Genomic DNA, 14,783 nt, shown 5'->3' with positions numbered 1-14,783 from the left:
GGCCGCCGCGGCGTCACTGCCTGGCTGCATCGTAGAGATCATCCACCTCGGCGACGACGAGCCGACCATCGCGCTCGCCTTCGACGATAAGGCGATAGGCAGGAACCTGGGCAAGCTGACGGAGACGCTGGCGTCGATCGCCTCGGGCCGGTTCGAACCCGAGCGCTCCGACCGCACCTGCCCCTTCTGCCCCGCCTTCTTCACCTGCGGCCCACTCGCCGACGGGCCCCTGCAAAAGAATCTCTGATCGGAATTACCGGTCGGCCTCGGCTGGCGGGATTGCCCCTTCGAGACCGACGCAGGTCCGCCGAGGTCCGAAGAGGAAAAACAACACCATGATCATTATCGACCACCCCGACATCGACGACGTCGAGAGCGCCGTTCAGGAGGGCCGCGCGCTGCGTCCCGGACGCTACCGCGTCTCCTTCGCGCTCGACGACCTCGACTACCAGCCGATCGTCCTCGACGATCCCGTGCCCCTGGGCCGCCAAATTCTGAAGGCGGGTGGCATCAAGGACGTTGACGGCCACGCGCTGTTCGTCATCACCTCCGAAGGCGACTTCGAGGACGTCCGCGCCGACGAGGAGGTGGACCTGCGCGACCGCGCTGCCCACCGGTTCGTCGCCTTCAGCACCGACCCGCTCTACCGCGTGAAGCTCAACGACAGCCGCATCGTGTGGGGCCGCCCCTCCATCCCGGAGGCGGTGCTCCGCTCGCTCGCCGGCATCGACGACGACGAGGCCGTGTTCCTCGAGGTGCGCGGCGGCAAGGACAAGCTGATCGAGCCGGGCACCGAGGCCGACCTCGCCGCCCATGGCGTCGAGAAGTTCATCACTGCGCCGAACAAGGTCACCTACACCTTCTTCGTCAACGGCAAGCTCTACGAGACCGCCAAGAAGAAGCTCACCGGCGCGCAGATCAAGGCGATGGTGCCCGACTGGGATCAGACCCACGACCTCTCCCTCGAAGGCGAGGGTGACGATCCCGATCGCATCATCGGCGACGACGAGACGGTCAGCCTCGACCCCAAGCACGGCGTCCGCCGCTTCTCGTCGGTCCCTAAGGCGAACTTCGGCTGATGTCGGGCATCCTCAGCATGCAGCTCGAGCAGCTGCGGGAGCGCTTCGTCGAAGCGCACGCCAGCACGATGGCGAGCGGCACCACGCTCGTCACTGTGCCCGGCGTGCGCCTGCCGGAGGGGTGGTCGAGGTCCTCGACCACCATCCGCTTCCTCGTCCCGCCCGGCTACCCCTTCGCGCAGCTCGACTGCTTCTGGGCGGATCCCGACCTCCTCCTCGCCCACGGGGCCATGCCGCAGAACACGGCGCTGAACATCATCCCCGAGACTCTGCAGCAGGGCATGTGGTTCTCGTGGCACCTCGCGAGCGCCTGGAATCCGAACCGCGACACCCTTTCGACATGGATGAACGTGGTGATCGATCGCCTGAGGCAGGTCCGATGAGCGGCCTACGCTTCGCGGCGCCGGCCTATTCGGCGCTGGCGTCAGGCCTGCTCGACGCCGACGGTCTAGAGAGCTGCGCCATCGGCTACGCGCACCACGACCACGCGAGCGGGTCCTGGATCGTCGCCGACGCCGCTCCCGTGCCGGACGACGCCTACGAACGCCGCGACTGCGTCTCGGCAGTCCTCAAGCCCGGGTTCCTGATCGACGTGGCCAATCGCAGCCGGATCACCGGCATGTCGGTCGTGGCCATCCACACCCATCCCAGCAGCCGGGGCAACCCGCACTTCTCAGCGATCGACGACGACGGGGAGGCCGAACTCGCGTCCTATCTCGGCAGGCGCGGTGCGCCGGTGCTCCACGTCGCCCTGGTGATCGGCCCGGAGGGCGCGCGCGCTCGCATTCTCGGCCGCGACGAAGAGGTGCCGGTGTGGGAGGTGGGTGAGAAGCTCGTCCTCCACTCGCCTCTCGCGGGCGGGGCTGCCCACGACCGTGACGACCGCCAAGTCCGCGCCTTCGGCGAACCGGGGCAGCGCCTGCTCCGCCAGCTCCGCTTCGCGGTGATCGGCGCCGGCGGCACTGGATCGCTCGAATGCCAGCAGCTCGCCCACCTCGGCGCCTCGTGGATCACCGTCATCGATCCCGACCTCGTGGAGGAGACGAACCTCAACCGTCTCGTGGGCTCGATCCCTTCGGACGTGGGCCAGCCGAAGGTGGAGGTCGCAGCGCGCATGATCCGCGCCGTCAACCCGGCCGCCACGGTGATCCCAATCCAGGCGGACATCGTGGACGAGCATGTCGCCGCCCTCCTGGCGACGTTCGACTTCATCCTCCTGTGCACGGACTCTCACGCCAGCCGCGCCGTGGTGAACCAGGCCGCCTACCAGCACTTGGTGCCCGTGATCGACATGGGCGTCAGCATCACGGTCGCGAACGGGGCGGTGAGCCACGTCACCGGACGGGTGCAGATGCTCTCGCCCGGCCTCCCGTGCCTGACCTGCTGCGGCGCGCTCGACGCGGACGCCATCCGTCGCGAGATGCAGACGCCGGAACAGCGCGCGGCCGACCCGTATGTCCATGGCGTGCGGGAGCCGCAGCCCGCCGTGCTCTCCATCAACTCGACGGTGAGCTCGCTCGCGATGACGATGGTCCTCGGCGCAGTGACGCCGGTGCCCGTCAAGCCACGACATCAGACCTACGACGGCATCCGCGGAAGGGTCCGGGAGATGGCCGTGGCGGTCCAGCCAGGCTGCATCGTGTGCTCCCACGCGGGCGCGCGGGCGAAGGGCGCGACGTGGAGCCTGCCGGTTCGACCGGTCGGTAGCGGGGGAGGCGCGCGATGAGCCCGCCGGCGCGGATAGTGCGTATGGTCGGCGACGCCGAATACCGAGACAAGGCTGAGGCGAAACTCGGTCAGCCGGGTGACGCGTCGCTGATCCTGCGGGGCAGGCCGCGGGCAATCGTGATGGCATGTCCCGACGGTTGTGGCGAGACGCTCGTCGTGAACCTCGACGGCCGCGCGGGCAAGGCATGGCGCTTCGACATGCGCCGCGGCGGGCTGACGCTCTTCCCCTCGGTGTGGCGGGACGGCGGCTGCGGGAGCCACTTCATCGTCTGGCGCGGTCACATCCTGTGGTGCGACCGGTTCGAACGGGATAACCTCGAGCCGGACTACGACGCGGGGATCGAGGAGATGGTCCTCGGCGCGATGGACATCGAGAAGCCGCGCAGCGCGGTTCAACTCGCGGACGCCATCGACGAGCTGGTCTGGGACGCGAACCGCGCCGCCAACCGACTGGTCCAACGTGGAGCCGCCAGATCGTGGAAGGTCGGAGGCCAGTGGATGTTCACCCGCTTAGCCTAGGGTGCGAGTCCGCCGGCATGGGCAAAAGAACCATGCCGGTGGCATAGACATTCTCACGATTATCAGCCGTTCAGCCCCGGTGTGAACGCACTCTCTCCGGCTGCGGACGTAAGGGATGCAGGTGTCACAACCGAGCGGTTTTGACACCAAAACTCACGACACCTTGCTTGGTTCGTTTATTCTGGTATCTTGGAATAGTCGAATCGAAAGGGTATTATCGATGAAGCTCGCTGTTTACATGATGGCCATGCTCGCAAGCGCTCCGGCTTTGGCGGCTGACCAGCCGCCGGCTCCCACCGTCATGACCGTCGAAGGAGAACAGGGTTTCGACGTAAAGTGCCATGTGTGGCCCCGTGGCGGTGACGAGACGGTGCGCTTCCTCGACAAGAGCCGTCCCAGCCTCTCGGTCAACGGCGTGTGGCGCCTGGAATGCGAATACAAGGGCAGCTCGCGTGGACCGATCACCATCTCGCTGAAATCGCCGACGCTGCCTTGCCCGTTCAAGGATTCCTCTGCCGAAGCCTGCACCACAACGGTGCGCAAGGGCGGCGTCGGATCGTTCGAGGTGCGCGAAAAGCGAAGCTGAGCGAGCTTGGGCGTTGGCGGGGCCCCTCATTTCCGTTACATCAGAAATATGGAAATGAAGAACGCTGTCTCCGGCTTGTCGGCTCTCGCCAACGCCACCCGCCTGGCGATTTTCCGGTTGCTCATCCAGGCAGGCCGGGAAGGGGTTGCCGCCGGCGAAATTGCCCGCCGGCTCGATGTGCTGCCGAACACGCTGTCGGCGAACCTCACCATCCTGTCGAACGCCGGGCTGATCGAGAACCGGCGCGACGGTCGCTCGGTGATCTACACGGCGCGATACGAACAGATGACCGAGCTATTGGAGTTTCTGATGCAAGACTGCTGCGCGGGAAATCCCGAGGTCTGCGCACCGCTCGCCGCGCTGGCGATGCGGAGCCGCTGCCTGCCAGAGGGCAAGGCATGAGCCATATCACCAACGTTCTGGTGCTGTGCACCGGCAACAGTGCGCGCTCCATTCTGGGCGAGGCGATCGTCAATCGCCTGGGGCAGGGACGCTTTCGTGGATTCTCGGCAGGTTCAGCGCCCAAGGGGCAGGTTCATCCGGGCGCGCTGCGGCTGCTCGCCCGGCACGGCTATCCGACCGATGACCTCCGCTCGAAGAGCTGGGACGAGTTCGCGGACGGCAAAGGGCCTTCGATGGATATCGTCATCACCGTTTGCGACAATGCCGGGGGCGAAGTCTGTCCGGTCTGGACCGGGACGCCGATCAAGGCGCATTGGGGTCTGCCCGACCCGGCGGCGGTGACCGGCGACGATGCGACCGTGGACGCGGCGTTCGAAGCCACGCACGACGCGCTGACCCGCCGCATCGCCAAGCTGGTCGAGCTGCCCATCCACAACCGTGAAGTACCGGCAATGGCCGTGCGTCAGCGCCTCCAGGACATCCACGACCAGATGTCCGAACAAGAAAATGCCGACATGGAGCACCGGGCATGACTGACATCGTCATCTACCACAATCCCGAGTGCGGCACGTCTCGCAACGCCCTCGCCATGATCCGCAACGCCGGCATCGAACCGCATGTCATCGAGTATCTGAAGACGCCGCCTGCACGCGCGCTGCTGGTCGAGTTGATCGATCGCGCCGGCATGACGCCCCGCGACTTGTTACGTGCAAAAGGCACGCCCTATGCCGAGCTGGGCCTGGGCGACGCGTCGCTGTCCGACGACGCACTGGTGGACGCGATGATGGCCCACCCGATCCTCATCAACCGGCCGCTGGTCGTCTCGCCCCTCGGCGTGAAGCTGTGCCGGCCATCCGAAGCCGTGCTTGATCTGCTGCCGACCGGCCAGCTCGGCGCGTTCGCAAAGGAAGACGGCGAGCAAGTGGTGGACGCCTCGGGCCAGCGCGTCGCCTGATGCTTCTCGCCGTCCTGATCTTCGTCGCGACGATCGCGCTCGTCATCTGGCAACCCAAGGGCCTCGGCATCGGATGGAGCGCGATGGGGGGCGCCGTCGTGGCGCTGCTCGCAGGCGTCGTCACCCTGTCCGACGTGCCGGTGGTGTGGGGCATCGTCTGGAACGCGACCGCCGCATTCGTCGCGATCATCGTCATCAGCCTGTTGCTCGATGAAGCCGGGTTCTTCGAATGGGCCGCGCTGCATGTCGCCCGCTGGGGCGGAGGGCATGGTCGCCGGTTGTTCGTTCTGATCGTGCTGCTCGGCGCGGCGGTGTCAGCGCTGTTCGCCAATGATGGCGCGGCGCTGATCCTGACGCCGATCGTCATCGCCATGCTGCGGGCGCTGGGATTCAAGGACAAGGCGACGCTGGCATTCGTCATGGCGGCCGGTTTCATTGCCGACACCGCCAGCCTGCCGCTGGTCGTGTCGAACCTCGTCAACATCGTGTCGGCCGACTTCTTCAGGATCGGGTTCGGCGAATATGCGGCCGTGATGGTGCCGGTCGACCTCGTGTCAATCGCCGCCACGCTGGGGGCGCTGCTGCTGTTCTTCCGGCGCGACATACCGGCAGACTATGACGTGGGGGCGCTTCGCGCGCCGCGCGACGCGATCCGCGATGCCGCGACCTTCCGCGCCGGATGGATCGTCCTTGCCCTGCTGCTCGCCGGGTTTTTCCTACTCGAACCGCTTGGCGTGCCGGTCAGCGCCGTGGCCGCTGCCGGCGCAATCCTGCTGCTGGTGATCGCGGGGCGGGGCCATGTGATCCAGACCGGCAAGGTGCTGCGCGGCGCACCCTGGCAGGTCGTGATCTTCTCGCTCGGTATGTACTTGGTCGTCTATGGCCTGCGAAACGCCGGCCTGACCGATCATCTGGCGGCGCTGCTCGATCGCACCGCACAAGGCGGGGTGTGGGGCGCGGCGCTGGGTACGGGTATCATCGCGGCCGTTTTATCGTCGGTAATGAACAACATGCCGACCGTGCTGGTGGGCGCGCTGTCGATCGACGCGACACACGCCACAGGCGCGATCAAGGACGCGATGATCTATGCCAACGTGATCGGTTGCGACCTCGGCCCCAAGCTGACGCCGATCGGGTCGCTCGCAACGCTGCTGTGGCTCCACGTCCTCGGGCAAAAGGGCGTGCGGATCGGATGGGGCTATTACTTCCGGGTTGGGGTCACGCTCACCGTGCCGGTGCTGCTCGTCACCCTCGCGGCGCTCGCGATCCGGATCGGAATTGCCTGATGCCGCTTCGTGACCTGTCCGATCCCAATACCCTACCGGCGCTCGATCCCGCCTATGCCATCCAGCGGCCAGCGCTGGGGCTCGGCCCGCTCGATCCCGCGCCGCGCATCCTCCTGCTCTACGGTTCGCTGCGCGAGCGATCCTATTCGCGCCTGTGCATCGAGGAGGCGGCGCGCCTGCTCCGCTTCTTCGGCTGCGAGACGCGCATCTTCGACCCGTCCACTCTGCCGCTGCCCGACCGGCACGCCGGCGACGACCATCCGGCCGTTCATGAGCTGCGCGAGCTGTCGATGTGGTCGGAAGGTCAGGTGTGGTGCAGTCCTGAGCGACATGGCCAGATCACCGGCATCATGAAGTTGCAGATCGACCATTTGCCGCTGTCGATGGGCGGGATGCGTCCGACGCAGGGGCGCACGCTCGCGGTCATGCAGGTGTCGGCCGGATCGCAGTCGTTCAATAGCGTCAATACGCTGCGCGTGCTGGGCCGCTGGATGCGAATGGTGACGATCCCGAACCAGTCAAGCGTCGCCAAGGCGTTCAACGAGTTCGATGATGCCGGACGCATGAAGCCGTCCAGCTATTACGACCGGATTGTGGACGTGATGGAGGAGCTGGTGCGTTTCACGGTGCTTCTGCGCCCGCACACAGCCCAACTCGTAGATCGCTATTCGGAGCGCAAGGAAGCCGGGGTGCCGATCGACACCGCTAAGGACCTCTCCAGCATCGCGACAGCGCCGCAATCCTGACGGGCTCGTCAGGTGGTGTGTACGTGCGGCCTTAGACCCGCGCTCCGCTAGCCAAATCAGGCGGCCTCGTGATCGCTTCCATAACCCGGCAGTCAGCAATCCTGCCGCCGTCACAATCCCGTGTCGCATCAGCTAAGGCGTCCCTCAGCGCCGTTAGGCGGGCAATGCGGTCTTCCACGCTCGCAAGGTGCCGGCGAGCGAGCGAGCCTGCTTCCTTACAATCCTGATCGGGGTTGGCCGACAAGGCGATCAGGGATCGAATCTCGTCAGTCGAGAACCCCAGATCACGGGCATGCCGGATAAAGGCGAGCTGGCGAACCTCCGCATCACCGTAGGTACGGCGCCCACCTGCCGTGCGCGCAGCCTCCGGCATCAGGCCGATGTCTTCATAGAAGCGGATCGTGTTGACCTTGGTCCCGGTCCTTTTCGCTATGTCGCCAATCATCAACACCTTGCGATCCTCGCGATTTTCCGGTTGCTTCTACAGTGACTGTAGATCGTAACGGAGCGGGATGAGCGCAAGCGAATCCTCTACGTGCGGCTGCACGGGCGATACGAAACGTGCGGAGCGCGACCCAGCCTATCGTCGTGCCCTATGGATCGTCGTACTTCTTAACCTCGGCTTCGGGCTGATAGAAATCGTCGGTGGGTTCATCGCCGACAGCCAGGCGCTCAAAGCTGATGCGCTCGACTTCGTCGGCGACGGCACGATCTCATTGTTCGGCCTCATCGCGCTGAGCTGGACGGCGGCAGCTCGCTCAAGGGTTGCTCTCTCCCAAGGCTTGTTCCTCGGAACATTGGGCCTAGGTGTCATCGGCTTTGCCATCTGGCGCGCGATGAACGCCGTGGCACCCGACGCCGATCTGATGGGCGGCATCGGGATCGTCGCCCTTATCATCAACGTCAGTGCGGCGCTCGTCCTGTCGCGGTTTCGCGAAGGCGATGCCAATGTACGGGCCATCTGGCTGTTCAGCCGAAACGATGCTGTCGCCAATATCGCCGTCGTCATTGCCGCCGGCCTGGTGGCGTGGACCGGAAAGGCATGGCCCGACCTCGCGGTCGCCGGCGTCATCGCGATCCTGTTCCTGCACTCCGCTTGGGAGATTGCCCGAGGTGCGTTGGCAGAAATGGGTGGCCGCTCATGAAGGCCGAAAGCAACGCTGGCCGGGTAGCGTCTGATGATCGCGGGTTACGCCATTCTCGTGGAATGATAAGGAGCAAGCTCATGCGCAAGCTGCTGCCCTTTCTCGCCTGTCTGATGCTGGTCCTGACCGGCTGGGCGGGCATGGCGCAGGCTACGGAAAGCGTCGGGTGCATCGAGACCTCTCAGGTCAATACAATCATGCACATGGCTGGTGACTGCGACGAGGTGCCGGCGGATGCGGACAAGGGCTATCCTCATCATCACACCGTCTGTCACGGCCACCATGTCGCCGCGCCGGCTGAGCATAGTGTCGACGTCGCCCTGATCGACAATTGGGCCGAATTTGCGAGCCACAAGGCTCCGCTCTGGCTTGCTCATCAAAACGATCCGGCGCTTCGACCACCACAGGCCTGACGACGCACCGGGCGCCTTCCGGCGCCTGAGACTGGTTCGTCAGGAGCATCTACAATGAAGCGCATGATAGCGGCCGTGCTGGTCGCGACAGCCTGTGCGTCGAGCAACTCGGCACAGGCACAGGACACGGAGGCGTCGGCACCGCCGCTGACCCTTGATGAAGCACTTACCGCGGCCGGCGCGGTATCGCCGGCGGTCGAGGTTTCCCGATCGGGCATTCAGGCGGCACAAGCGCAACGCTCGATCGCCGGATTGCGGCCTAATCCGTCGCTCGACGCGATGAGCGAGAACGTCGCTGGCACCGGTATCTATAGGGGACTGCGCTCGGCTGAAACGACGGTCGGCGTGTCCCTGCCGCTCGAACTCGGCGGCAAGCGGTCGGCGCGCGTAGCAGTCGCCAATGCGCAACTCGACCGCGCTTCGCTTGAAGCGGCGATCGTACAGGCCGATCTCCGGTTACGGGTCACGCAGGCCTATAACGATGCCGCGGCGTCGCAACGCAGGGTAGTCACCGCCCGCGAACAGGTCGGGATCGCAAACGAGGTACTGCGTGCAGCGCGGGTCCGCGTTGCAGCCGGTCGCGCCTCACCGCTCGAAGAGCAACGCGCCGACGTCGCCCGGCTGAATGCGGAAGGGGCTGCGGAGCGCGCGGAGCGATCTGCCCAAGTGGCGCTCGGTAATCTTGCCCGACTGATCGGGCGCGGCGCCAGTTCGCTGGATACAGCCTGGTTCGCCCGGATCGAAGGCGCAGGACCACGGTTGCCGGTGCGCAGTGAAGGCACGCTGACGGCCGCAGCGGTGCAGGCCGATCTCACCACGGCGACGGCGCAGGTCCGCCTTGCCCGAAGCCAGAGGGTTCCCGACGTGACGATCAGCGCATCCGCACGCAGGCTTGCGATGACCAATGATACTGCTGCCGTGGTTGGCCTATCCGTGCCGCTGCCCCTCTTCAACAACGGCCGCGCGGTTGTCGATCTGGCGTCTGCCCAACGCACCCAGGCGGACGCGCAGCGCCGCCTCGCGCTCCTCGATGCGGAACAGGCCATCGCATCGGCACAGGGCGATGTCGCCAATGCGGCGACGACCGCCCGTAACGCGACCGGCCCGACTCTTGCCGCGGCGCAGGAAGCCGCCCGGATCGCCCGGATCGGCTACCGTGAGGGCAAGTTCGGACAGTTGGATCTCCTGGAGGCTGAGCGCACGCTCGCTGACACCCGTGCGGCCGCGATCGACGCGCTGGCCGCCTATCATGACGCACAGGCCCGGCTGGAACGGCTCGCCGCCCCGGCGCCTGTCGATGCGAAGGATGCACGATGAAAACCAATCATGCGCGGACCCTGCTGTCCGCCTTGCTTCCGCTGGCGCTCGTTGCGTGCGGCGGGGCCGAGAAGAAGACCGACGACATGGCCGGGATGGAGGGCATGGAAAAGGGTGAGGGGGCCGAGAAGAAGGCGGATAAGGATGCGGTGACGCTCACGGCGCGGCAGATCGCCGACGCCGGCATTGAAGTCGCCCGCCCGACGGTGGGCGGGGTCGCCGGCGCGATCGAGTTGCCCGCGCTCGTCCAGGGCGATCCCCAAGGCGTCCAGGTCGTCTCCGCGACCATCGGCGGTCGCTTGGTCGCGCTCACGCGCAACCTCGGCCAGCCTGTTCGGCAGGGTGACCCGCTGGCGGTGATCGAGAGCCGCGAGGCCGCTTCGCTGAAGGCGGAAGTCGAGGCCGCTCGCGCCCGCGCCGCATTGGCGCAGTCGAACCTACGGCGCGAGCAACGGCTATTTGCCGAGCGCGTTTCGCCCGAACAGGACCTGGTGGCGGCGCGGACCGCGGCGACGGAGGCGGGGATCGCGCTGCGACTCGCGCAGCAACAGCTCGGTGCCACGGGGGGCGGTGGTGGTGCCCTCAACCGCATCGCCATGCGCTCGCCGATCTCAGGGCAGGTAATCGCCCGTCCGGCTGTCCTCGGCCAGACCGTCGATGCGAACGCCGAACTCTACCGGGTCGCGAACCTCTCGCGGGTGACGATCACCGCCTCGGTCTCGCCCGCGGATGCAGGCCGTATCCGGCCGGGTACGCGGGTTGAGGTAACCGCAGCCGGTCGTAGACAGGAAGGACGGGTGTCGTTCGTGTCCCCGGCGCTCGATGACAGCACGCGCCTCGTGCCTGTCATCGCCACGCTCGACAATGCGGGGAATACCTGGCGGGTGGGCGAGCCGGTGACGGCGAGCTTCATGCTGCCCGGGAGCGGCGATCGTAGCGTCTCGGTCCCCTCCACGGCAGTGCAAAGCATCGAGAACCGCACCGTCGTCTTCGTCCGCACCCCGACTGGCTTCCACGCGACCCCGGTCACGGCCGGTCGCCGCAACGGCGATCAGGTAATCATCAGCTCCGGCCTCAATGGCCAGGAGCGGATCGCCACCACGAACTCGTTCACCCTGAAAGCCGAACTCGGCAAGGGTGGCGGGATGGACATGGACTGAGCCCATGATCTCCCGCCTTGTCACCTTCTCGGTCGAGCGGCGCTGGCTAGTCCTGCTGCTGACCCTTGTCGCCGCGCTCGCGGGCATCTTCGCCCTCCAGCGCCTCCCCATCGATGCCGTCCCGGACATCACCAACAACCAGGTGCAGGTGAACGTCCTTGCACCCTCGCTGTCGCCCGACCAGATCGAGCGGCAGGTCTCGTTCACGATCGAAACCTCGCTCAAGGGCATCCCCGGGCTCGCCTATACCCGGTCGCTTAACCGCAACGGCTTTGCCCAGATCACGGCCGTCTTCACCGACGCGACCGACATCTACTTCGCCCGCCAACAGGTAGCCGAGCGGATGCGGATGGCCGAGGAACGGCTGCCGCAGGGCGTCATGCCCGAGATGGGACCGATCGCGACCGGTCTCGGCGACATCTTCATGTGGACCGTAGAGTTTCAGGAACTCAACCGCGTGAAGCATCGGGATGGCGAACCCGGTCTCCAGCGCGACGGCAGCTACATCACCCCCGAAGGCGAACACCTCGTCAGCGAACGCGATAAGGCGACCTACCTCCACACCGTCCAGGAGTGGATCGTGTCGCCGCAGCTCCGCGGGACCGAAGGTGTCGCCGGCGTGGACTCGCTGGGTGGGTTCGACCGCGAATATCTGGTCATTCCCGACCTCCAGCGCCTGGCATCGATGCGGCTGACGGTCCAGGACCTCGCTACCGCGCTCGAGCGCAGTAACACCAGCATTGGTGCAGGCACGGTCGATCGGAACGGCGAAGGGTTGTTCGTCCGCTCGGACGCGCGGGTTCGCACCGCTGATGAGCTGTCACGCACCGTGGTGGCAAGTCGCGACGGTGTGCCGATCGTGCTCAATCAGGTGGCGACCGTGGAGGCCGGGCAGGGTATCCGCACCGGCTCGGCCTCCGAGAACGGTCACGAGGTCGTCGTCGGCACAGCCGTGATGCGCATCGGTGAGAACAGCCGCACCGTCGCGACCGACGTCGGTGAACGGCTTAAGGCCATTGGCCGATCGCTGCCTACCGATGTCGTGGTCAAGCCGGTCCTCGATCGTACCAAGCTCGTGAACTCCACGATCGCGACGGTTGCCCGCAACCTCGCCGAAGGCGCGGTGCTGGTCATCGTGGTGCTATTCGTGCTGCTCGGCAATTTCCGGGCGGCGCTGATCGCCGCGATGGTGATCCCGATCACGATGCTGCTCACCGCCACAGGGATGCTGCGTGCCGGTGTCTCGGCCAATCTGATGAGCCTCGGCGCGCTCGATTTCGGTCTGATCGTCGATGGTGCGGTCATCATCGTCGAGAACGCGCTGCGCCACCTCGGCACGCGCCAGCACGAAACTGGAGGTGTCCTCCCGCTCAAGGAACGCCTCGCGATCGTGGCGGCGTCCGCCCGCGAGATGATCCGGCCATCGGTCTATGGGCAGGCGATCATCATCCTCGTCTATGCGCCGCTGCTCACCTTCAGCGGCGTGGAGGGCAAGATGTTCGAGCCGATGGCGCTGACCGTCATCATCGCGCTCGTCTTCGCTTTCGTGCTGTCCCTGACCTTCGTACCGGCGGCTATTGCCGCCTTCTTGGCCGGCAAGGTCGAGGAGAAGGAAAGCCGGATCGTCGTCTGGCTCAAGCGTCGCTACGAACCCGGCCTCGACGCCGCCATGCGGCGTCCGAGCGTCACCATCGGCGGGGCGCTTGCCGGCGTCTTGGTGGCGGCACTCGCTTTCACGACGCTGGGTCAGGAGTTCCTGCCGCAACTCGATGAGGGCGACATCCTCGTCCAGGCCTGGCGTCCGCCCGGCACGTCGGTCGAGCAAAGCCAGCGTATGCAGTTCGCGGTCGAGAAGACGATCAGTCGTGAGCCCGAAGTGCAATACGCCTTCTCGCGGACGGGCACCTCGGAAATCGCCAGCGATCCGATGCCGCCCAACGCGACCGACACGTTCGTGATGCTGAAACCTCGCGAAGAATGGCCCGATCCGAGCCTCCCCAAGGAGGAGCTGGTCGAGCGTATCGAGAAGAAGGTCTCGACCATCCCGGGGAACGGCTACGAGATTACGCAGCCGATCCAGATGCGCTTCAACGAGCTCGTCGCCGGCGTGCGCGGCGACATTGCGGTCAAGGTGTTCGGCGACAACTTTGCCAGCATGAATGCGACCGCGATCCAGATCGCGGACGTGATGCGCAAGGTGCCTGGTGCAGCGGATGTCCGGGTAGAGCAGACCGAAGGACTGCCGCTTCTCGACATTCGTCCCAATAGGGACGCGATGGCGCGGGTCGGTGTTTCTGCTGGCGACGTTCAGGACGTTGTTGCGGCAACTGTAGGTGGCAAACAGGCTGGCGTGATCTTCGAAGGCGACGCCCGCTTCCCGGTCGTGATCCGTCTCAGCGAGACGGCACGCGCCGATTTGCAGACCCTTGGGCAGATTCCGGTGCCAACGGCGAGCGGATCGTTCGTCCCGCTCGCGAGCGTAGCGGAGATTGGGCTTGGCGACGGGCCGAACCAGATCAGCCGCGAGAACGGCAAGCGCCGTGTCGTCGTTCAGGCCAACGTGCGCGGGCGAGACGTGGCCGGCGTCGTCGAGGAGGCGCAGGCCAGGATAGCGCAAAAGGTCGCGTTGCCGGCCGGCACCTATCTGACTTGGGGCGGCCAGTTCGAGAATCTGGCAAGCGCCCGGGCACGCCTGACGATCGTGGTGCCGATATGCTTCGCCGTCATCATGCTGCTGCTTTACGGTGCGCTCGGATCGGTGCGCGACGCAGCCTTGGTCTTCACCGGCGTGCCGCTGGCGTTGGTCGGCGGTATTCTCGCGCTCGTGCTCCGCGGTCTGCCCTTCTCTATCTCGGCCGCGGTCGGGTTCATCGCCTTGTCCGGCGTAGCGGTGCTCAACGGGTTGGTGATGGTATCCTCCATCCACGACCTGATGCGCGCAGGGATGGACCGGACGCGCGCGGCTCGCGAGGGGGCGCTGCTCCGGCTTCGTCCCGTTGCGATGACGGCACTTGTCGCCAGTCTGGGCTTCGTGCCGATGGCGCTGGGCCACGGCGCAGGGGCCGAGGTTCAAAAGCCGCTCGCCACGGTAGTGATCGGGGGACTGATCTCGGCGACGCTGCTGACCCTGTTCGTACTGCCCACGCTCTATACGCGGTTCGGATCGATGGTCACGCCGTCACGAGAACCTGACGAGACACCCGACCTACAAAAGGCGCTTTATGGCGCATGACCACGGCGCAGCCGCCCATTCCTACGATCATACAGCCGGGGCTAATGGGAAGATGCTGGGGTGGGCGCTTGCGCTCACCTCGGTCTACCTAGTCGCGGAGATGATCGATCGCACGGAAGGCCGCCCCTTGATGCCGAAGGCAACAGCGGGGACGGCCATGTTGAGCACATCTTAGTGCATATTTATGGCTTTCAAAGGAAGAGCGTGCTCGTGGA

At 65.9% G+C, this 14,783-nt stretch carries 17 protein-coding genes; 16 read left to right on the top strand and 1 reads right to left on the bottom strand.

What is annotated here, in order from left to right:
• The 11 genes from AC4GY7_RS17565 to arsH all read left to right on the top strand — a co-directional run.
• On the top strand, positions 1 to 247 hold a 247-nt coding region (locus AC4GY7_RS17565; RefSeq protein ID WP_491116429.1), incomplete at its 5' end, for a hypothetical protein.
• A gap of 88 nt (positions 248 to 335) precedes the next feature.
• Positions 336 to 1,079, top strand: a complete 744-nt coding sequence (locus tag AC4GY7_RS17560; RefSeq protein ID WP_491116427.1) for a multiubiquitin domain-containing protein — start codon at positions 336 to 338, stop codon at positions 1,077 to 1,079.
• A complete protein-coding gene (locus tag AC4GY7_RS17555) occupies positions 1,079 to 1,462 on the top strand; it encodes an E2/UBC family protein (protein ID WP_491116425.1) in 384 nt (127 codons plus the stop codon). The genes AC4GY7_RS17560 and AC4GY7_RS17555 overlap by 1 nt, the downstream gene beginning before the upstream one ends.
• Positions 1,459 to 2,805, top strand: a complete 1,347-nt coding sequence (locus AC4GY7_RS17550; protein WP_491116423.1) for a HesA/MoeB/ThiF family protein — start codon at positions 1,459 to 1,461, stop codon at positions 2,803 to 2,805. Before AC4GY7_RS17555 ends, AC4GY7_RS17550 begins: the two co-directional genes overlap by 4 nt.
• Positions 2,802 to 3,326 carry a ubiquitination-like system serine protease family protein gene (locus AC4GY7_RS17545; RefSeq protein ID WP_491116421.1) on the top strand — a complete coding sequence of 175 codons (525 nt, stop codon included), beginning with the start codon at positions 2,802 to 2,804 and terminating at the stop codon, positions 3,324 to 3,326. Before AC4GY7_RS17550 ends, AC4GY7_RS17545 begins: the two co-directional genes overlap by 4 nt.
• Positions 3,327 to 3,546: 220 nt before the next feature.
• Positions 3,547 to 3,912, top strand: a complete 366-nt coding sequence (locus AC4GY7_RS17540) for a hypothetical protein (RefSeq protein WP_309730783.1) — start codon at positions 3,547 to 3,549, stop codon at positions 3,910 to 3,912.
• Positions 3,913 to 3,966: 54 nt separating this feature from the next.
• The gene (locus AC4GY7_RS17535; RefSeq protein WP_405052843.1) at positions 3,967 to 4,314 is read left to right on the top strand and encodes an ArsR/SmtB family transcription factor; all 348 of its coding nucleotides are present in this window, start codon (positions 3,967 to 3,969) and stop codon (positions 4,312 to 4,314) included.
• Complete coding sequence (locus AC4GY7_RS17530) at positions 4,311 to 4,847, top strand: arsenate reductase ArsC (RefSeq protein ID WP_309730788.1); 537 nt, start codon at positions 4,311 to 4,313, stop codon at positions 4,845 to 4,847. The genes AC4GY7_RS17535 and AC4GY7_RS17530 overlap by 4 nt, the downstream gene beginning before the upstream one ends.
• Positions 4,844 to 5,269: an arsenate reductase (glutaredoxin) gene (arsC, locus tag AC4GY7_RS17525; RefSeq protein ID WP_309730793.1), complete on the top strand. Its 426-nt coding sequence runs from the start codon at positions 4,844 to 4,846 to the stop codon at positions 5,267 to 5,269. Before AC4GY7_RS17530 ends, arsC begins: the two co-directional genes overlap by 4 nt.
• Positions 5,269 to 6,555 (top strand): arsenic transporter, encoded by a 1,287-nt coding sequence (locus AC4GY7_RS17520; RefSeq protein ID WP_309730796.1) that lies wholly within the window; start codon positions 5,269 to 5,271, stop codon positions 6,553 to 6,555. The genes arsC and AC4GY7_RS17520 overlap by 1 nt, the downstream gene beginning before the upstream one ends.
• A complete protein-coding gene (gene arsH, locus AC4GY7_RS17515) occupies positions 6,555 to 7,301 on the top strand; it encodes an arsenical resistance protein ArsH (protein ID WP_309730799.1) in 747 nt (248 codons plus the stop codon). Before AC4GY7_RS17520 ends, arsH begins: the two co-directional genes overlap by 1 nt.
• A gap of 31 nt (positions 7,302 to 7,332) precedes the next feature.
• Here arsH and AC4GY7_RS17510 read toward each other — a convergent pair whose 3' ends face one another.
• Positions 7,333 to 7,746 (bottom strand): MerR family DNA-binding protein, encoded by a 414-nt coding sequence (locus AC4GY7_RS17510; RefSeq protein WP_309730838.1) that lies wholly within the window; start codon positions 7,744 to 7,746, stop codon positions 7,333 to 7,335.
• Between the two features lie 67 nt (positions 7,747 to 7,813).
• On the opposite strand from AC4GY7_RS17510, the gene AC4GY7_RS17505 reads away from it, so the two are divergent.
• The 5 genes from AC4GY7_RS17505 (at position 7,814) to AC4GY7_RS17485 (ending at position 14,568) form a co-directional block, all read left to right on the top strand.
• Positions 7,814 to 8,446, top strand: coding sequence for a cation efflux transmembrane domain-containing protein (locus AC4GY7_RS17505; protein ID WP_309730802.1), 633 nt, complete (start codon positions 7,814 to 7,816; stop codon positions 8,444 to 8,446).
• A gap of 80 nt (positions 8,447 to 8,526) precedes the next feature.
• Positions 8,527 to 8,859 carry a hypothetical protein gene (locus tag AC4GY7_RS17500; protein ID WP_309730803.1) on the top strand — a complete coding sequence of 111 codons (333 nt, stop codon included), beginning with the start codon at positions 8,527 to 8,529 and terminating at the stop codon, positions 8,857 to 8,859.
• Positions 8,860 to 8,913: 54 nt separating this feature from the next.
• Positions 8,914 to 10,176, top strand: coding sequence for a TolC family protein (locus AC4GY7_RS17495; RefSeq protein WP_309730806.1), 1,263 nt, complete (start codon positions 8,914 to 8,916; stop codon positions 10,174 to 10,176).
• A complete protein-coding gene (locus AC4GY7_RS17490; protein WP_309730809.1) occupies positions 10,173 to 11,336 on the top strand; it encodes an efflux RND transporter periplasmic adaptor subunit in 1,164 nt (387 codons plus the stop codon). Before AC4GY7_RS17495 ends, AC4GY7_RS17490 begins: the two co-directional genes overlap by 4 nt.
• Positions 11,337 to 11,340: 4 nt before the next feature.
• Positions 11,341 to 14,568: an efflux RND transporter permease subunit gene (locus AC4GY7_RS17485; RefSeq protein WP_309730812.1), complete on the top strand. Its 3,228-nt coding sequence runs from the start codon at positions 11,341 to 11,343 to the stop codon at positions 14,566 to 14,568.
• Positions 14,569 to 14,783: the final 215 nt, after the last annotated feature.

The organism is Sphingomonas sp. SP5, from assembly GCF_058313455.1.
This window is presented reverse-complemented; position numbering and strand designations above follow the sequence as displayed.